The organism is Phyllobacterium sp. SL163, assembly GCF_049896885.1.
In the GTDB taxonomy this organism is placed as follows: domain Bacteria; phylum Pseudomonadota; class Alphaproteobacteria; order Rhizobiales; family Rhizobiaceae; genus Phyllobacterium; species Phyllobacterium calauticae.
This window is the reverse complement of record NZ_JAFCVE010000003.1, coordinates 66734-84507: the sequence shown is the minus strand read 5'-3', so window position 1 is coordinate 84507 and position 17774 is coordinate 66734. Positions and strand designations below refer to the sequence as shown.

The window sequence follows — 17774 nt, the reverse complement described above, 5'->3', positions numbered from 1 at the left end:
GCCACAGGGCCGGACATACGGAATGTGACAATAACAATCCTAGGGGAACACAATGGATCACGCATTTCAAAAAGACTGCCTGGAAATACTGGCTGAAAAGGTGGAACGCGGCGAAATCAGCCGCCGCCGTTTCACCCAGATGGCCGCGATGCTGCTGGCGGGTGCGCCGGCCCTCATGCGCTCGAACCGGGCACTGGCACAGGCGAAAGACCTCGTGCTGGTCAACTGGGGCGGCGATGCCATGACCGCCTATGACAAGGCCTATGGCCAGCCCTTCACCAAGGAGAGCGGCATTGCCGTCAAGATGGACGGTTCCGGCCCGACGGAGGGCGCCATCACCGCCCAGTTCAAGAGCGGCAAGCCCAGCTGGGACCTGATGGACATCGATCCCTTCTCCGGTATCACCTTGGGCAAGCAGGGCATGCTCGAGCCCATCGACTACGCCATTGTCGACAGGAAAAAGATGCGCCCCGGCTTCGGCTGGGATCATGCGGCATCGACCTATTTCTTCTCCTACATCATCGCCTATGACTCGTCGAAATTCGGCGATCACGTGCCAACGGGGATGGCCGACTTTTTCGATGTGAAGAAATTCCCCGGCAAGCGCTCCCTCTACAAATGGGGCTCGGCGATGTGGGAAGCGGCGCTGATGGCCGATGGCGTGGCGCCGGAAAAACTCTACCCGCTCGACCTGAAGCGCGCCCATGACAAGATCGCCGCCTTCAAGGAAAACGTCGTGGCCTATTGGGGCGGCGGCGCCGAGAGCCAGTCCGTGCTCATGGACGGCGAGGCCTCCATGGCGCTGATCTGGTCGACCCGCGCGCAACTGCTCGAAAAGGATTCCGGCGGCAATATCAAATTCGTCTGGGATCAGGGCCTGATTTCACCCGGTGCTCTCGCCGTGATGAAAAACAATCCCGGCGGCAAGGACAATGCGATGAAGTTCATCGCCAGCGCGCAGACGCCGGAACGCCAGCTGCAGATGTTCGAACTGCTCGGACAGGGCCCGGCCAATCCGGCCACCGATGCGCTCATTCCAGCCGACAAGAAGCGGGTCAACTGCGTCGACCCGGCCAATATGGCCAAGCAGATCCCGCTGAACATGGAATGGTATGCCGAACACTATGCCTCGGCTTTCGACGAATACACGAAAGTCATCTCGGCTTGAGCATGGCTTGGTGATCTTCCCCTTGCGGGGGAGATCACCGGCCGCATTTTGACAGCAACAGGGATTTTGAATGGGAAAGTCGGCGACATCACGAACAATCCTGCTGCTTGCGCCGCTGCTGCTGTTTCTCGGGCTTGCCTATGTGGTGCCGTTTCTCGGTGTCGTCAGATGGAGCGTCACCCTGCCCGAACCGGGGCTTGGGCAATATCGCGCCGTGCTTACCGATCCGCTCGTCCAGTCCGTGTTCATACGCACACTGCGCATCTGCCTGATCGTCACCGCCGCCGTGCTGGTCATGGCCTATGCCATCGCCTATGTCTGGGTGCGCGGAACGCCGGTGCAGCGCATGCTGGCGGAATTCTGCATTCTCGTGCCCTTCTGGATTTCCGTGCTGACCCGCGCCTTCGGCTGGCTGGCGCTTCTCTCCAATCGCGGCCTGATCAACACCTGGCTGCAGGCGGCCGGTATCATCAGCGAACCGCTGGCGCTGGCCCGCAACGAGTTCGGCGTCATCGTCGGCATGACGCATTTTCTTATTCCCTTCGCGGTCTTTCCCATTGCCTCGGCCATGCGCGCCATTGACGAGCGCGTGCTTCTGGCGGCGCGCGGCATGGGCGCATCGCGCAGCCGCATCTTCTGGAGCGTCTTCGTGCCGCTGACCTATGGCGGCCTGATCGGCGCGGCGCTGATCGTCTTCGTCTTCGCCCTCGGCTTCTTCGTCACCCCGGCCATTCTCGGCGGCGGCCGCAGCGTCATGGTGGCAGAACTGGTGTATCTGCGGATCTTCCAGAGCCCCGACTGGGGGCTCGGTGCGGCGATCAGCGTGGTGCTGGTGCTGTTCATCGGCATCCTGCTCGCACTCATGCGCCGCTTCATCAAACCCGCGCATCTGGTGGGCTGACCCATGCAATCATCCCGTCCCGGTCCCGTCCTCCTGATCATTGCCACCGCCGTCGCGCTGTTCCTGCTGATGCCGCTTCTGGCCGTCGTGCCCGTGTCGTTCACGCCGCAACGGTTTCTGTCGATGCCGACGGGCACGCTGTCGCTGCGACATTACCAGGCCCTCATCGACAATCCGGCATGGGGACAAAGCGTGCTGCTCAGCCTGCGCATCGGCATTCTTTCCAGCGCCATCGCCACGGTGCTCGCCACCCTGTTCGGCCTCGGCATCTGGATGTTCCAGCCGCGCTTTTCCGCGCTGCTCATCGGCTTCGTGCTGCTGCCGCTGATCGTCCCACCCGTCGTATCGGCCATGACGCTGTATTTCCTCATGACGACGCTTTCCGCCTTCAACAGCTTCATCGGCTATGACACGTGGATCGGCGTGGCGCTGGCCCATGCGGTGATGATCACGCCCTTTGCCGTGGTTCTCATCCTCGTGGCGCTGTTCCAGGTGGACCGGCGTATCGATCTCGCCGCCCGCGGCCTCGGTGCGAACCTTACCACCCGCGCCTTCCGCATCATCATCCCCAACATCAAATTCGGCATCGCCACGGCGGCGCTGCTGTCCTTCGTGCTATCCTGGGAGGAGATCGGCGTTACCCTGTTCATCACCAGCGTCAATGCCATTACCCTGCCGCGCCTGATGTGGATGGGCCTGCGCGACAATATTGATCCTGCCATCGCCGCCATTTCCGTGCTTCTGATCATCGTCACCGCGGTCATCCTCGCCCTGAGGATTTTCATCGAACGGCGCGGGACATCGGAGACAAAATGATTGCAGACCATAGTGTAGCAGCGCTTGAGGCGATAACCGGCGCGGGCGGAATCAAGACGGGCGACGCCTTGCGGGCCATTCATCCGGGCTCCGATCCGTACAATCTCGATGCGGGGCTGATGGCCATCCCCCGAAATGTCGAACAGGTCTGCGCCATCGTCAAATTCTGCAACGACAACCGGATCGCCATTGTCCCGCATGGCGGGCGCACCGGCCTTGCCGGCGGCGCCGTCTCGCAGAGGGACGAAATCATTCTGTCGCTGGCTGCGCTCAACCGGATCGAATCCGTGCAAGCGGCGGCGGGAACCGCCATCGTCGAAAGCGGCGTCACCCTGCAGGCGCTGCAGGAGGAAGCCGCCAAGGTCGGCCTTACCACCGGCATTGACATCCCCTCGCGCGGCAGCGCCACCATTGGCGGCATGATTTCCACCAATGCGGGCGGCATGGAAGCATTCCGGCTCGGCGTCATGCGCCAGCGCGTGCTGGGGCTCGAAGTGGTCCTGCCCGACGGCTCCATCATGAGCGATCTCGCCGAAGTGACCAAGAGCAATGAGGGATATGACCTGAAGCAGCTTTTTATCGGCGCGGAAGGCACGCTCGGCATCGTCACCCGCGCCGTCCTCGCACTGGCGCCGGTCGACCGGTTTACCGCCACCGCACTTGTCGCCTGCCCGTCCGCCGCAACGGCGGTGTCGCTGTTCCAGACGCTCCGGCAGGATCGCGCGCTGCGTCTGCTGCGCACCGAATTCATGGCGCAGAACTACTTCAGCCTTGCCGTCGAAGCCCTTGGTCCCGCATCGCTCACCGCATTCACCGCAGCGCCGGTCTATCTCATTGTCGAAACCGAAGGCCTCGACCAGCAATCCGCACAAACAGCGCTGGAAGAGGCGCTTGGCGCTGCCATCGAAAACGAACTGGTGCTCGATGCCATCATCGCCCAGAGCGGCAAGGAACGGAACGACATCTGGAATATCCGCGAAGACAGCAATGTCATCACCCGTGCCTATCCGCATGGCTACTGGTTCGACATCTCGGTGCCGCTGCAGCATCTGGATGCCTATCTCAGGCAGTTCGACAGCGGCGTTGTGGCGCTCGGCGCCGATGTCAGGGGCTTTGCCTTCGGCCATCTCGGCGATGGCAATCTGCATATCTGCGTGGCCGGCGAAGATGAGAACCCGCACAAGGATGCGGTCAAGGACATCGTCTATGCCAACCTGCGGCAGATGGGCGGCTCCTTCTCCGCCGAGCATGGAATCGGCCTGGAAAAGATGCCGGAACTGCAGGCGCTGGCCGACCCGGTGAAACTCTCCCTGATGCGGACGATCAAGCGGACCATCGATCCGAACGGCATCATGAACCCGGGTAAAATTATTGGTTAGCCATTCAAATAACACATGGCATTACTGGTGTGCGTGGTTCGACAAGCTCACCATGAGGGAGATTGGTGCTTTGCAGGGAGCCATATTCTGCAGGAGTGTTCAAACTCAACATTTCCGATTGGCCTTGCAGCCCGCCATCTCCCTCATGGTGAGCTTGTCGAACCACGCACGATATCATTGCAACAAGCGTATTCTGCTCTTCCCAGCCATGTCGCTGAGAACAAAGCATGTGGCGCGTTCGGGCTTCTCGGGCACCCCATGCAGGGTTATCGTTTCAGCCATGGTCCAGCCATTCTCCTATCGGCTTTGTACAGGCCGGGTGCAGTCCCTGCGTCCGGTGCTGCTGCGAACGGCCATTTCCACCACCATAAAACCAACAAAAGGGGTTCTCACATGAAGACACTATTGATGAGCAGCGTCATGGCCTTTGCCCTGATGGGTGCCGCGGGCGCGGCATCGGCAGCCGAGTGCGGCGACGTGACCATTGCCAGCATGAACTGGCAATCGGCGGAGGTTCTCGCCAATCTCGACAAGATCATTCTCAACAAGGGCTATGGCTGCAATGCCGACATCGTGCAGGGCGATACGATCCCGACCCTGACATCGATGACCGAAAAGGGCCAGCCGGACATCGCTCCCGAAGGCTGGGTCGATTTCATGCGCGATATCCTCGACAAGGCCGTTGCCGATGGCAAGCTCGTTTATACCGGAAAATCGCTGTCGGATGGCGGCGTGCAGGGCTGGTGGATTCCGAAATACATCGCCGACGCCCACCCCGACATCAAGACCATCGACGATGCGCTGAAACATCCCGAACTGTTCCCGGCACCGGAAGACGCTTCCAAGGGCGCTGTGTTCAATGGTCCTCCCGGCTGGGGCGGCACGCTGGCGACCGCACAGTTCTTCAAGGCCTATGATGCGGAGAAGAAGGGCTTTACCCTGGTTGACACCGGGTCAGCCGCCGGCCTCGACGGGTCGCTCGCCAAGGCCTATGAACGCAAGCAGGGCTGGGTCGGTTACTACTGGGAACCCACCGCCCTCCTCGGCAAGTACCAGATGGTCAGGCTTGATCACGGCGCGCCTTTCAACGCGGCGGAATGGAAGCGCTGCAACACCGTGGCCGATTGCGCCGACCCGAAAAAGAACGCCTGGGAACTGGCCGAAGTCGATACGGTCGTCACCAAGAAGTTCAGCGAAAAGTCCGGCCCGGTCATGGACTACCTGAAGGCGCGGTCATGGTCCAACAAGACCGTCAATGAACTGCTCGCCTGGATGACCGACAATCAGGCAACCGGTGAAGACGGTGCAAAATACTTCCTCAAGAACCACGAGGACATCTGGACCAAATGGGTCAGCGCCGACGTGGCAACAAAGGTGAAGGCTTCGCTGAAGTAAACTTGAAATGGATCGCAGTGATTATCTCCCCCTCATTGGGGGAGATAGCTCTAACATCACGCATATGCTCTCAAAACCGGATGGCGTAACGCAACCCGTCATAGATGGCGGCATGGATATTGCGGGCATGCACCGCATCGCCGATGCGCAACAGATCGAATTGCCCCTCCGCCAACCGCTGCGGGAAAATGGCGCCGCCATTGACCAGATTACCGTAATCCACCGCCCCGCCATTGCGCGACAGCGGCTTCAACTCGCGGTAGAGATCATCGATCGGCAAAGTGCCGTGCTCGACAACCACCTGATCCACCAGCCGTTCCTCGTGATAGTCCGGATCGAAATCCGAGCCCAATGTCGCGACAAGCTGGTTGCCGTTGCGGGCGACGCTCATCAGCCGCGTGTTGATGGTCACCCGCACCCCGTGCTCGTGGAACGCGCGCATGTAAGGCACGTGGTTCATGCCGCCCATTTCAGGCGCGAAAAACCGTTCCGGGCTGACGAGTTCGAGCTTTGAACCGGCGCGCGCGATCATCTCCGCCGCACTCATGCCCTGATGGCCGCCATTATCGTCATAGAGCAGCACCGTTTCGCCCGGCTTCACCGCGCCTGCCAGGATATCCCAGCTCGAGGTGACCAGATCATCGCCCGCCGCCAGGGGCGGATTTTGCGGCAGTCCGCCGGTGGCGATCACCACCACATCGGGTGAAAGCCCAAGCACATCGCCGGATTCGGCCCAGACATTGTAGCGCAGGGAAACACCCAGCCGCTGCAGCTCCTCGAGCCGCCAGTCGACAATGCCGATCATCTCCTTGCGCCGCGGATTCTGCGCGGCAAGGCGCACCTGCCCGCCCGCATGGTCCGAAGCCTCCAGCACGGTGACGCTGTGCCCGCCTTCGGCCGCAACACGCGCCGCCTCCAGTCCGGCAGGCCCTGCCCCGACGACGACCACATTCCGGCTGGTTGCCGCTTTGGCAATGGCATGCGGCATGGTGCCTTCGCGCCCGGTCGCCGCATTGTGGATGCAGAAGGCCTCACCGCCCTCATAGATGCGGTCAAGGCAGTAGGTCGCGCCGACGCAGGGGCGGATGCGATGCTCCTCGCCCGCCTCGATTTTCCGCACGATATGCGGGTCGGCGATATGGGCGCGGGTCATGCCGACCATGTCGAGCTTGCCCTCGGCAATGGCGTGGCGGGCGGTGGCCACATCGGCGATGCGCGCCGCATGGAAGACCGGAAATTTTGTTTCCTGCCTGACATCCCCGGCAAAATCGAGATGCGGCGACGAGCGCATGCCCTGCACCGGAATGACCTCGTTGAGCGCCGCATCCGTATCGATATGGCCGCGAATAATGTTGAGGAAGTCGAATTTGCCCGATGCCGCGATGCGCCGGGCAATCTCGACGCCCTCCTGCCGCGACAGGCCCTTTTCCCAGTCCTCGTCGGCGACCATGCGGATGCCGACGATGAAGTCCGGGCCGACGGACCGGCGCACGGCCTCGATCACTGCCCAGGTGAAGCGCAGGCGATTGTCGAGCGAGCCGCCATATTCATCGTCGCGCCGGTTGGTGGCGGGCGACCAGAACCCGTCCATCAGATGGCCGTAGGCTTCGAACTCGATGCCGTCGAGCCCCGCCGCCTGCATGCGCTGCGCCGCCGCTGCATAATCGGCAATGATCCGCTCGATATCCCAGTCTTCCGCTTCCTTGGGAAAGGCCCGGTGCGCAGGCTCGCGCACCGGCGAAGCCGAAACGACGGGCAGCCAGTCCGCCTTGTTCCAGCTGGTGCGGCGGCCAAGATGCGTCAGCTGGATCATCACGGCGGCACCGTGTTCATGACAATCGTCGGCAAGTTCGCGCAGCCAGGGCACGATCTCGTCCTTATAGGCATGCAGATTGCCGAAGGCCGGCGGCGACTCGCGCGACACGACCGCCGACCCCGCCGTCATCGTCAGGGCGATACCGCCCTTGGCCTTCTCCGCATGATAGAGCCGGTAGCGCGTCTTCGGCATTCCGTCTTCCGAATAGGCCGGCTCGTGGCTGGTCGACATCAGACGGTTTTTCAGGCGCAGATGTTTCAGCTGATAGGGTTGCAGAAGCGGATCGGCATGTGAGGGCAATGGTCTGGGTTCCCGTTGTTTTCCGCGATCCTACAGCGGGAATCACCCGACGGGTTTCTCCCGCGCGACCTATTGTGGTGCGGATTCGTCAGATGCGCATCGCGGCCCGTCCAGCCTTGCGATTTCAGTGCAAATCGTACCGGCATTCACAACCGCTTGATCGCAAAGAAATTCCCTAAATCCGCTCGGCCGCGCCGCGTCTACATCCTGGATGAAAATTTTTCATGCCGTATTTCGCATGGGTGCAACCAACAGCGGAGAGATCGCCCCGATGATCAGTGAAATCACCTGCCCTGACAACAAGAGCGCCCTGTGCGCCGACATCATGAGCGGCCTGCCGGAATGGTTCGAGGAACCGGATGGCATTGCTGCCTGCGCCAATCTGGTGACCGGGCTGCCCGTTCTCGCCCATTCGGACGGCGGAACCTGCACCGGTTTGATCGCGCTCAAATACCACCCGCCGGCGGCGGCGGAAATCCTTGTGATCGCCACACGCCGGGAATTCCATGGCCGGGGGATCGGCCGTTCCCTCCTCCAGGCCGCCGAAGCCCATGCGCGCCAGTCCGGCTGTTCGCTGCTGACGGTCAAGACGCTGGCGCCGCGCGGCCGGCATGAACCGCATCTCGACAGCACGCGCGCCTTCTATGACCGCAACGGTTTTCTCAAGGCGGAAATCTTCCCCACATTGTGGGCGGAAGGCCATCCGTGCCTCTTTTTGGTCAAACCGCTGCACTAGGCGATCACCGCAAATCTCCTGTCCAGAGCCGGTTTTGCTCGACCCATCGTCATGCTACCGCGCTTCTACCGTGTTGATGAAATACGATGCGGCTTGGAATTGTTCTGCCAACCGGTGTATAGGCAGGTCCGGCAGGGCCTTGCCCGCATGCTAAAGCCCGCATTGTAAGGAAAGACGCGCGTCGACATGACCATAGCGAATTCGCAGAAAATCACCGCATGGGAAGATATCACGGCTGCCGTGAACAATTTTCATCTCGCCGCGCTTCTGGGCTGGCAGGACGTGGCGCAGCGCTACCGGCGCTCCAGCGTGGGCGCCTTCTGGCTGACCATCAACATGGGCGTGCTCATCGGCGCCCTGGGCCTGATATTCGGCACCATTTTCCGCTCGCCCATGTCCGAGTTCCTGCCCTTCATCTGCGTCGGCCTCATCATGTGGGGGTATTTTTCGCAGCTGATCAACGAGGGCTGCCTCAGTTTCATCTCCAATACCGAGACGATGCTGCAATTGCCGCTGCCGTTCTTCACCTATGTCCTGCGCACCTGGTGGCGCAACTCCATCATCCTGTTCCACAACATCGTCATTTTCCCCATCGTGCTCCTGCTGTTCGGCAAGTTCATGGGATGGACCGCCCTGCTGGTCTTCCCGGCGTTTATTCTCGTCTCGCTCAACCTTCTGTGGATGATGGTGGTGCTGGCGGTGGTGTGCACGCGCTATCGCGACCTGACGCAGATCATCCAGAACGTCATGCAGGTCGGCATGTATGTGACGCCCATCATGTGGCAGCCGCACCAGCTGCCGGCTGACAAATCCATGCTGATGCTGGATCTCAACCCGTTCTATCATCTCATCAGCGTGGTCCGCGATCCGCTGCTCGGACAGACGGGCACCGCGCTCAATTGGGGCGTGGTTGCCGGCATGGCCATCATCGGATGGATCATCGCTCTGCTCTTCCTCAACCGCTACCGCTCGCGCATCACCTATTGGCTCTAAACCCTTTCGGCACGCCCCACCATTTTCCTGCGAAGGCCAACATGACTTCTATGATACTCGATAACGTCACTGTGGATTTTCCGATCTACAATGCGAAAAGCCGGTCCCTCAAGAACCAGGTCATGAGTCTGGCGACGGGCGGCACCATCGGCTCGAACGCCGAAGGCCATGTGATCATCCGCGGCCTGGAATCGATCAGCCTGAGCCTGAACGACGGCGAACGGCTCGGCCTGATCGGGCACAACGGCTCGGGGAAAACCACGCTCCTGCGCGTGATGAGCGGCGTGTACTATCCCTCCGGCGGGCGCATCGCCATCAACGGCAAATGCACCTCGCTGATCAACATCTCGCTGGGCATCGATGCGGAAGCCACGGGGCGGGAAAACATCCGCATCCGCGGCGCGCTGCTCGGCTTTTCCAAGCGCGAGATGGCTGCCAAACAGGCGGAGATCGAAGAATTCTCCGAGCTCGGCAACTTCCTCGACATGCCGGTGCGCACCTATTCGACCGGCATGCAGCTGCGTCTGGCCTTTTCGATCTCGACCGTCATCCAGCCGGAAATCCTGATCATGGACGAATGGCTGGCAGCGGGCGACGAAAGCTTTCAGAACAAGGCCAATGAACGCCTGCACGACCTTGTCAACAAGACCAAGATCCTGATCATCGCCAGCCACTCCAGACAGTTGCTCCTCGCCAATTGCAGCCGTATCGTCTGGCTTGAGCATGGCAAGGTCAAGATGGATGGCGATGCCGAAACCGTCGCGAACGCGTATTTCGGCCACCAGTAACGTCAAGCGCGAAACATGCTGGAGACATCCGGGTCGCTCTTGACCCGCGCGGAGGGACAATGCCTCCTGACACGAGGCTGTCAGGAGGCCTGCTGTATGCGGGACCATCGCGATGAAGGATCCATTCCATGCATGACACAGAGATGAACCGCCTTTTCGACAGATTATGGCGCGGCGAAGCGGCCATGGAAGAATGGAGCGCGGCGGTTGCCGGCGGTTCCGCGCAGGCCGTCTGCGACGATATGATTGTTGTCTCCACGCATTACGTCGTCGGCAATGTCACGGCAATCCGCACCGGCGCCGGGCTGGTGCTCATCGATACGGGCGGCAGGGAGACCGCGCGGGAAACGCTTGACGTGATCCGCCGCTGGGACAGCAGCCCGGTCCACACGGTCATCTATACCCACGGCCATATCGACCATACCTGGGGTGCCCGACTGCTGGACGAGGAGGCTGATGCCAACGGTGTTGCCCGCCCGCGGATCGTTGCACACCGCAACGTCTTGCGGCGCTTCGCACGCTATGACCAGTCGCAGGATCTGAACAGTCTCGTCATGGGACGCCAGTTCAACAAAGCCGGCTATGTCTTCCCCGGCGAGCACCGCCGCCCCGACGACGTCTATGACGATCGGCTCAGCCTCGATATCGGCGGCCTGCGCATGGAACTGACGCACGGGCGCGGCGAAACGGACGATGCAACCTTTGTCTGGCTGCCGCAGAAGAAAATTCTGGTCAGCGGTGATTTCGTCATTTGGGTGTTCCCGAATGCCGGCAATCCGCGCAAGGTGCAGCGATATCCGCAGGATTGGGCGTCAACGCTGCGCAACATGCATGCGCTCGAACCCCACATCCTGGTTCCCGGCCATGGACCGGTCGTTGCCGGCGCCGCGCGCGTGGCGCAGATGCTGGATGACGCTGCCAGTGCCCTGGAGAGCCTCGTCCGCCAGACACTTGAGCGGATGAACAGGGGAGACACGCTGAATTCAATCCTGCAGAGCGTCCGCGCGCCCTCGGAGCTTCTCGGCAAACCCTATCTTCTGCCGAAATACGATGATCCCGCCTTTGTCGTGCGCAGCGTCTGGCATCTCTATGCCGGCTGGTTTGACGGAAACCCCGCGCATCTCAAGCCGGCGGCTGACCGGGACCTCGGCCGGGAAATCGCGCACCTTGCAGGCGGCGTTGAAAACGTCACGCAACGAGCCGAGGCGCTGCGGGCCGCGGGCCAGGCGCGCGTGGCCGCACACCTGATCGAATTTGCCGTGGCAGCCGCGCCGCAGGACAAGGCGGTTCACCGCGTGCGCGCGGCCATCTATGCCGACTGCATCGTCGATGAGACCTCCTTGATCGGCAAGGCGATCCTGGCCTATTCGCAGCGCGAGTCCGAAGAACACCTGCCATAGCAGGCTCAGGCGGCAAAGCGCCGGACCTTGCATGCTTCGCCGGCACAGGGCCGGGATGGCCGCCATCCAATCATTCTTATCTGGCTTCGTTTCTCCTGCCGGCGGGTGTGCACCCGGCAGCCTTCTGGCGCCCGCGCGACCCAAGTAGGGACATCGTCGTCACCTTGATTTCCTGATGCAACCGTTGTTGGATACTTCAGGGATATTGGAGGAAAAAAGCAAATGACAAAGCACAAGTCATCATCTCCAGCACTGTCGAACGAGATCACAACCGATCAATACTACGATCGCGGAGATTCCGTGAAGGTCAGATGGCCCTTTGGCATCGAAGTAATCAGGATCCATATTCCACGTGACTGTCATTATAAAGTAAAACTGGCACCCACCGACGAGAACGAATACAATGTCGACGTCATCACCAGCCGCGGGCTGACACGCGCCGAAAAAGATTGCATTGCAACCGCATATTATGAAACGACGCCCTTTGTCCTGGAGTCCGACATCACGTTCGTGGTTGCGCAACGCGGCTTTACCGATGGTGTACCCGATGCGGAGTGGACGACCAACAGCGGCCCGAGTTTTTGACCTGATCCGCGACGCCCCGGGCTTTCCCCCTCTTTCCGCCCGGGGATGACCGCTATTGTTCTGGTATTGCCAGCGGCATCCACGCGGATGATGACGGGTCTGATCCCCGGAGCCTTATTCTGCCATCGCCGCGTTCAGCAATCCTTGGATCAGCCTGGAGTTCACACCATCAGGATTGTGCAGACCGTAATGATCATACCATTTCTGGGGCGCTTCAGGGTGCGGCCCGACCAAAGTCGCGCTGCCTTTGCCAAATGCGTAACGAGCGGCCGCCAGATCGCCATTCTGATAATGGGCAAGTTCCCGGAAACCTGAATTCGCATGATTTCTGGGCAGATGCGGACCATCCTGAAAATATGTCCACAATGACGCCCCTGCCCATTGAACCGGCACCACGTGATCGCGGATATCGGACACGGAAAACCCCGGCCTCCCGACCTCGGAATCCGTTTCTCCTTCGACGATGTCAAAGCCCAAATCCGTACCGAGATACGCGCCCATGCAAATTCCAAAATACCGGCCGCCTTTGGATACAAAATCCCGGACGGCCTGGATGCCCGCCTTGCCCAGGCTTCTCCTTGCGCCGTCAATGTCCTGTCCGCCGCCGGGTTGTACATATAAGGAAGCTCCAATGAAACTGGATGGCACCAGCTTCAGCTGCTCATTGGGGCCGATGAATTTAACATCAAAATGGAAGGTGCTGTTCCTCAGGGCTTCGGCGGCCGCCGATGAACAATCATCACAACCGGCAGGCCCGCGATATACGAGCGCAACGGCGGATTGCGATGCATTGGCGGGAGCATTCAACACGAGAAAACATGCGAGAAGTGCGTATTTTGCAGCGCTGAACATCAGAACAATTCCTTTAGAGTGATGTGGTGCGATCTACCCTAAATCGAATTGCGGTTTAATTTTGAGAAGGAACCAGCCAGCGCAAGCTGCACGGAGCGACGGCGCCTAGAACCTCAGGCCGGCCTTTGCGTTGAAGCCATGACGAATGGCGCCGCCTTCTCCAAGCGTGGTGTTGTAGGCAAGGCCGAGATTCAGCCCCTGGTCGAGCACGACGTCGAAACCCAGGCCCAGCCGGACCGCGTTGCGCACCGTGCCATCGCCCTTGAGACTGAACAACGGGCCGCCGGACCAATCGATATAATTCAGGTCAATGTCGCTCGCATTTGCCATGTCGTAGCGCCATTCGGCTTTCAGGTTCGGCGTGAACGTGTAGCCGGTGAAACGATAGGTATAATCCGTCTCAAAACCCACCACGGCAACGAGTGAATTCACCGTCTGGCTGCCGAAGCGCAGGCTGTTCGATCCGCCGTCCCTTTCGTTGAAGGCATCGAGCTTCGTCCAGGATGCGTCCATCCCGACATAGGGGGTGAAGTAAAGGGCATCCCGGCTAATTTCATAACCGGCCTTCACGCTGCCGAACACCTGCTGCCCATCGCGGGAACCATTGGCGAAACCGCCATCGTCCGTCAGATAGCGCTTGCTGTCGAAGGAGAGCGCGCCATAGCCGAGCACGGCTTCAAGATAGGTGTTCCTGATCGGCCGCCAGCTCGCATAGGTTCCGATGCTCCAGCTTTCACCTTCGCTGCGCGTACCATTGCTGCCAATATCCGTCCTGTCCCTGCCGTAACCAAGACCGATACCGGCGGTCAACCGTTCGTTGAAACGGTAATCCAGCCCGGCACTCACACCGGAGGTTGTAAAATCCCGGGCCGATCCGGAGGATTTGCCGGATGTGTCGCCAATGTCGACCTGACCGGCCGTCCAGACGCCGAAGCGGGACGGAGCGGGCTTTTCCGCGACCACTCTGTTGAACGGCTCGGCAGGCCGGGTCCGTCTCGGCTCGGTAAAAAACCCGAGCGGCGTTGCGTCGGCCGGGTCGCGCCGATCCTTTGCCCCGTCGTCACGGCGCGGCGTGTTCAGGCTGATGCCCTGGCTGGACTCATTGCCGCCGCCCCGGCGCAGCTGGCGCAACCGGTCGCCATAATTCGACAGCTGGGCATCGGCAAACCGCCGTGCGCCTTCCGCCTGGGCATTGACGATGCCGATGACTTCCATGTCCTTTGATGGGTCGGCCCTTGCCATCACCGTAATCGTAACATTGGCGGGAGCCGATGTGGTGAATGCATTGCCAAGGGTATAGCTGACCGTAGCAACACCGCTGAACGTGGCGGAGGGCGTGAAATCCAGCTGGAAAGCCCGGCTGCCACCGTCCCCGCTGTCGCGAATGGTTGCGGTGCCTGACCCCGATGGACTGAGCGACACCATGGTCGCGGCGGTAAACGGACCGCCGGTTGCACCTTCTGTCAGGTTTACCGTCACCGGCGTTCCCGCCCTTGTGGTGACGGAATGGGCAGCGGCCACCGGCAGCGGATTGACCGTCAGCGTGATCGTGGCCGGCAGCGACGTTCCGAACACGTTGCTCAGCGTATAGCCGATGCTGACCGCGCCTGACGCCCCTGCTGGCGGCGTGTAGATGATATTAGTGCCCGATATGGTCGCGTTGCCAAAAGCCGGAGGGGTAACAATGGCGGCGCCCGTGAAGGGACCGCCGGTGGCGCCCGCCGCCGTGTCAATGGTGGTGGCATGTCCAGCCATCGTTGCAGCGCTATGCGCAGCGGCGACCGGGACAGCCAGCGGCGATACGGTAATGGTGACCGTCGCCGGGGCAGACGTGCCGCCGGGCCCGGTGACGGTGTAGGTGAAGATATCGGTGCCGAAGAAGTTTGCGGCCGGGGTATACACGGCGTTAAGACCGTTCACGGCCACCGCGCCGTGCAAAGGCGTGCTGGTGACGGCAATGGAGGTTATTATACCGCCATCGTTGACAGTCACGGGAATGGTGACGGCCTGGTTGGCCAAGGTTGCGGCGGCATCGTTGACCGCAACCGGCACGGCCTGATTGATTACCAATGTGTAGGCCTGAGTGCCTTTCATACCCAGATCGTCGGTGGCGGTTACAGTGAAATTGAACGCTCCAGCCTGAGTCGGTGCACCAGACAAAACGCCCGCGCTGCTTAACGTTATGCCGTTGGGCAACGCCCCGGATGTAATCGCAAACGTATAGGGGCCCACCCCGCCGGTCGCCACCATTGTTTGGGAATAGTTGACGCCCGATGTGCCGTTGGGAAGGGTTGAAGGCGACAGGACGATGATGACCGGCGGCGCATTGACCACCAGCGAATAATTATTCGTGGCGGAAAACGGCGTGCCGGGGCCCGTGCTGCTGTCCGTCGCCTGCACGCTGAAAGGGAAAGTACCGCTGGCGCTTGGCGTTCCCGTTAGGGCTCCCGTCGCGGTGTTGAATGTCATGCCCGCGGGAGGTGCGCCGCTCACAATCGTGAACCTATAGGGGGCTGTGCCACCACTGGCAGAGAATGTCTGGCTATAAGCGGAACCAGAACTGGCATCCGGCAGCGTCGGCCCTACCGGACTTAACGTCACTGTCGATGGCGATACATTCAGCGTGAAAGCGCCGGTGATTGTGAAAGGGCCGCTACCGGTGCTGCTGTCCTGCGCACTCACGGTTATGCCAAAGCTGCCGGCAACCTGCGGAGTCCCGGAGAGGGTAACGCTGTTGCCTGTCACTGACGTGACGGTCACGCCATGCGGGACGCCGCTGATGAAAGCGATACGGAAAGGCGCTTGGCCGCCAGCGAAAGTGTAGGTCTGCGTATATGGGGCGCCAACCTGGGCGGTATGGGACGACGATGGTGTGACGGTAAAACTAGGTGGTGAGATCGTCACTGTAACAGTGGCTGGAGCCGACGTTCCGCTCGAATTGGTGGCGGTATAGGTGAAACTGTCAGCTCCGGCATAGCCGCTTGCCGGCGTGTAGGTGATCGTCGTTCCGGATGCTGACGCAGTCCCATGCGCTGCAGCGCTTGCGACCGCCACAAATGTCGGCGCGCCGCCGCCAATACTGAGCGTTACAGGGTTGCCAGTGCTGCCATAGGCGACAGTGACAGTCGTGTCGGCTGCAACCGGCGCTGTCTGGGCCTGCGACAGGGCGGGCCAGAATACGGCCAAACAGACGAAGAACAGCCATGCCGCCAATAGTGTTGGGCGCGCACCACCTGTCCGCCTGGAGGAAGTGAGCCCCTCCGGCCAATTCGATCTCGACATTATTCCCCCGCCCCATAGCATTCCCAACGCAATCAGTACCCGTAATGTGCGCTGTTCATTCCATCAATACGGCAGATGCCGTAGTTCTTGAGGATTTTGATCATGGCCGGGGAGACCATGTCGATGGCAGGCGGACTGCCGGCCAAAAATGCAACAGGGCAGCCGTTAGGCTGCCCTGTTATGCAATGATTTCAATCTATAAGAGAAACCAGATGGTGCGGTCGAGAAGACTCGAACTTCCACGTCTTGCGACACAGCGACCTCAACGCTGCGCGTCTACCAATTCCGCCACGACCGCACTGTGGTAGAAGCCGAACGTGTCGGCTCGCGGCATGTAGCAAATGAATTTCAGTGAAACAAGCCCTGTCGGCAATAAACCCGAATGTTTTTCACAAAGCCGGGTGAAAGTTATGCCGCACCCCGCACACTGGAAATCTTCCAGGAAAAAGTCCATATGCGGCTCACCATCTTTATCCCAATGGAATCGGCGCTTTGATGGCCGCAAACGGCCCATTCGCCGCCATTCATCCGGGATGAAGCGACAGTCGAAAGTTTGGTTTCCGATCATGAAGAACAACCGCGACGATCTCGTCTCCGCGTTTTTTGCCCAAAGCGATTCCCCGAAAGTGGAGTGGCGCGTCGCCGACGGGCTGACCGATTACGATACCGCCCTCACCTTCATGGAAGACCGCGTCGCGGCGATTCGCGCCGGCACGGCCGCAGAACTGGTCTGGCTGGTCGAACATCCGCCGCTCTACACCGCCGGCACCAGCGCCAAGGAGGGCGACCTTCTGGCTGCCGACCGCTTTCCCGTCTATGCCACGGGGCGCGGCGGCGAATACACCTATCACGGCCCCGGCCAGCGCGTGGCCTATGTCATGCTCGACCTGAAGCGGCGGCGCGAGGATATCCGCGCCTTCGTGGCGGCACTGGAGCAATGGATCATCGCCACGCTTGGCGCGTTCAACGTGCGCGGCGAGCGGCGCGAGGACCGCGTCGGCGTCTGGGTGACCCGGCCGGAACGCCCGCCGCTGCCGGACGGGTCTCCCGCCGAAGACAAGATCGCCGCCATCGGCATCCGCCTGCGCAAATGGGTGAGCTTCCACGGCATCTCGATCAATGTGGAACCGGAGCTTGCCCATTTCGACGGTATCGTGCCGTGCGGCGTGCGCGGCCATGGCGTGACCAGCCTCGTCGATCTCGGCCTGCCCGTCGGCATGGACGATCTCGACCGGGCGCTGCGGGACGCATTCGAGCCTGTGTTCGGGCCGGTCGAGCGCTAGAGGATTTGGCAGAACCGATCTGCGTGGTTCGACAAGCTCACCATGAGGGAGCTTGCTGGCTGCAATCACCCCACATCCCT

At 60.9% G+C, this 17774-nt stretch carries 15 protein-coding genes and 1 tRNA gene; 11 read left to right on the top strand and 5 right to left on the bottom strand.

Annotation, left to right across the window (positions count from 1 at the left end):
• Positions 1-52 precede the first annotated feature (52 nt).
• The 5 genes from ACP7B1_RS07190 to ACP7B1_RS07170 all read left to right on the top strand — a co-directional run bounded on the left by ACP7B1_RS07190 (position 53) and on the right by ACP7B1_RS07170 (position 5659).
• Positions 53-1168: an ABC transporter substrate-binding protein gene (locus ACP7B1_RS07190; protein WP_223615081.1), complete on the top strand. Its 1116-nt coding sequence runs from the start codon at positions 53-55 to the stop codon at positions 1166-1168.
• A gap of 70 nt (positions 1169-1238) precedes the next feature.
• Complete coding sequence (locus tag ACP7B1_RS07185) at positions 1239-2069, top strand: ABC transporter permease (protein ID WP_346307238.1); 831 nt, start codon at positions 1239-1241, stop codon at positions 2067-2069.
• Between the two features lie 3 nt (positions 2070-2072).
• On the top strand, positions 2073-2885 hold the full coding sequence (locus ACP7B1_RS07180) for an ABC transporter permease (RefSeq protein ID WP_346307237.1): 813 nt from the start codon (positions 2073-2075) through the stop codon (positions 2883-2885).
• A complete protein-coding gene (locus ACP7B1_RS07175) occupies positions 2882-4264 on the top strand; it encodes an FAD-binding oxidoreductase (RefSeq protein WP_346307236.1) in 1383 nt (460 codons plus the stop codon). The genes ACP7B1_RS07180 and ACP7B1_RS07175 overlap by 4 nt, the downstream gene beginning before the upstream one ends.
• Before the next feature lie 393 nt (positions 4265-4657).
• On the top strand, positions 4658-5659 hold the full coding sequence (locus ACP7B1_RS07170; RefSeq protein WP_223615085.1) for an ABC transporter substrate-binding protein: 1002 nt from the start codon (positions 4658-4660) through the stop codon (positions 5657-5659).
• A 70-nt stretch (positions 5660-5729) separates the two neighbouring features.
• Here ACP7B1_RS07170 and ACP7B1_RS07165 read toward each other — a convergent pair whose 3' ends face one another.
• A complete protein-coding gene (locus tag ACP7B1_RS07165) occupies positions 5730-7775 on the bottom strand; it encodes an NADH:flavin oxidoreductase (protein ID WP_346307725.1) in 2046 nt (681 codons plus the stop codon).
• 271 nt (positions 7776-8046) lie between these two features.
• On the opposite strand from ACP7B1_RS07165, the gene ACP7B1_RS07160 reads away from it, so the two are divergent.
• The 5 genes from ACP7B1_RS07160 (at position 8047) to ACP7B1_RS07140 (ending at position 12277) form a co-directional block, all read left to right on the top strand.
• Entirely contained in the window at positions 8047-8511 is a 465-nt protein-coding gene (locus tag ACP7B1_RS07160) for a GNAT family N-acetyltransferase (protein ID WP_346307724.1), read from the top strand.
• 186 nt (positions 8512-8697) lie between these two features.
• Positions 8698-9504: an ABC transporter permease gene (locus ACP7B1_RS07155; protein ID WP_346307723.1), complete on the top strand. Its 807-nt coding sequence runs from the start codon at positions 8698-8700 to the stop codon at positions 9502-9504.
• A 41-nt stretch (positions 9505-9545) separates the two neighbouring features.
• Positions 9546-10292, top strand: coding sequence for an ABC transporter ATP-binding protein (locus ACP7B1_RS07150; RefSeq protein ID WP_223615090.1), 747 nt, complete (start codon positions 9546-9548; stop codon positions 10290-10292).
• Between the two features lie 128 nt (positions 10293-10420).
• On the top strand, positions 10421-11692 hold the full coding sequence (locus tag ACP7B1_RS07145; RefSeq protein WP_346307722.1) for an alkyl sulfatase dimerization domain-containing protein: 1272 nt from the start codon (positions 10421-10423) through the stop codon (positions 11690-11692).
• Between the two features lie 222 nt (positions 11693-11914).
• Positions 11915-12277: a hypothetical protein gene (locus ACP7B1_RS07140; protein WP_346307721.1), complete on the top strand. Its 363-nt coding sequence runs from the start codon at positions 11915-11917 to the stop codon at positions 12275-12277.
• A gap of 114 nt (positions 12278-12391) precedes the next feature.
• Here the strand turns inward: ACP7B1_RS07140 and ACP7B1_RS07135 are convergent, their stop codons facing one another.
• The 4 genes from ACP7B1_RS07135 to ACP7B1_RS07120 form a co-directional block, all read right to left on the bottom strand.
• Positions 12392-13129, bottom strand: coding sequence for a BPL-N domain-containing protein (locus ACP7B1_RS07135; protein ID WP_346307720.1), 738 nt, complete (start codon positions 13127-13129; stop codon positions 12392-12394).
• A gap of 105 nt (positions 13130-13234) precedes the next feature.
• Entirely contained in the window at positions 13235-16411 is a 3177-nt protein-coding gene (locus ACP7B1_RS07130; RefSeq protein WP_346307719.1) for an autotransporter domain-containing protein, read from the bottom strand.
• Positions 16412-16624: 213 nt separating this feature from the next.
• A tRNA-Leu gene (locus ACP7B1_RS07125) sits at positions 16625-16709 on the bottom strand.
• Positions 16674-16979 (bottom strand): hypothetical protein, encoded by a 306-nt coding sequence (locus tag ACP7B1_RS07120; protein ID WP_426136842.1) that lies wholly within the window; start codon positions 16977-16979, stop codon positions 16674-16676. Before ACP7B1_RS07120 ends, ACP7B1_RS07125 begins: the two co-directional genes overlap by 36 nt.
• Between ACP7B1_RS07120 and lipB the strand changes: the two genes are divergently transcribed.
• On the top strand, positions 16978-17694 hold the full coding sequence (lipB, locus tag ACP7B1_RS07115; protein ID WP_426136840.1) for a lipoyl(octanoyl) transferase LipB: 717 nt from the start codon (positions 16978-16980) through the stop codon (positions 17692-17694). The genes ACP7B1_RS07120 and lipB overlap by 2 nt on opposite strands.
• The last annotated feature ends 80 nt before the right edge of the window (positions 17695-17774 follow it).

Bases quoted from the DNA above. Each gene is read 5' to 3' on its own strand.
- ACP7B1_RS07130 (WP_346307719.1), bottom strand. From the start codon at position 16,411: ATGTCGAGATCGAATTGGCCGGAGGGGCTCACTTCCTCCAGGCGGACA.
- ACP7B1_RS07175 (WP_346307236.1), top strand. From the start codon at position 2,882: ATGATTGCAGACCATAGTGTAGCAGCGCTTGAGGCGATAACCGGCGCG.
- ACP7B1_RS07140 (WP_346307721.1), top strand. From the start codon at position 11,915: ATGACAAAGCACAAGTCATCATCTCCAGCACTGTCGAACGAGATCACA.
- ACP7B1_RS07160 (WP_346307724.1), top strand. From the start codon at position 8,047: ATGATCAGTGAAATCACCTGCCCTGACAACAAGAGCGCCCTGTGCGCC.
- ACP7B1_RS07145 (WP_346307722.1), top strand. From the start codon at position 10,421: ATGCATGACACAGAGATGAACCGCCTTTTCGACAGATTATGGCGCGGC.
- ACP7B1_RS07150 (WP_223615090.1), top strand. From the start codon at position 9,546: ATGACTTCTATGATACTCGATAACGTCACTGTGGATTTTCCGATCTAC.
- ACP7B1_RS07190 (WP_223615081.1), top strand. From the start codon at position 53: ATGGATCACGCATTTCAAAAAGACTGCCTGGAAATACTGGCTGAAAAG.
- lipB (WP_426136840.1), top strand. From the start codon at position 16,978: ATGAAGAACAACCGCGACGATCTCGTCTCCGCGTTTTTTGCCCAAAGC.
- ACP7B1_RS07120 (WP_426136842.1), bottom strand. From the start codon at position 16,979: ATGATCGGAAACCAAACTTTCGACTGTCGCTTCATCCCGGATGAATGG.
- ACP7B1_RS07170 (WP_223615085.1), top strand. From the start codon at position 4,658: ATGAAGACACTATTGATGAGCAGCGTCATGGCCTTTGCCCTGATGGGT.
- ACP7B1_RS07155 (WP_346307723.1), top strand. From the start codon at position 8,698: ATGACCATAGCGAATTCGCAGAAAATCACCGCATGGGAAGATATCACG.
- ACP7B1_RS07135 (WP_346307720.1), bottom strand. From the start codon at position 13,129: ATGTTCAGCGCTGCAAAATACGCACTTCTCGCATGTTTTCTCGTGTTG.
- ACP7B1_RS07180 (WP_346307237.1), top strand. From the start codon at position 2,073: ATGCAATCATCCCGTCCCGGTCCCGTCCTCCTGATCATTGCCACCGCC.
- ACP7B1_RS07185 (WP_346307238.1), top strand. From the start codon at position 1,239: ATGGGAAAGTCGGCGACATCACGAACAATCCTGCTGCTTGCGCCGCTG.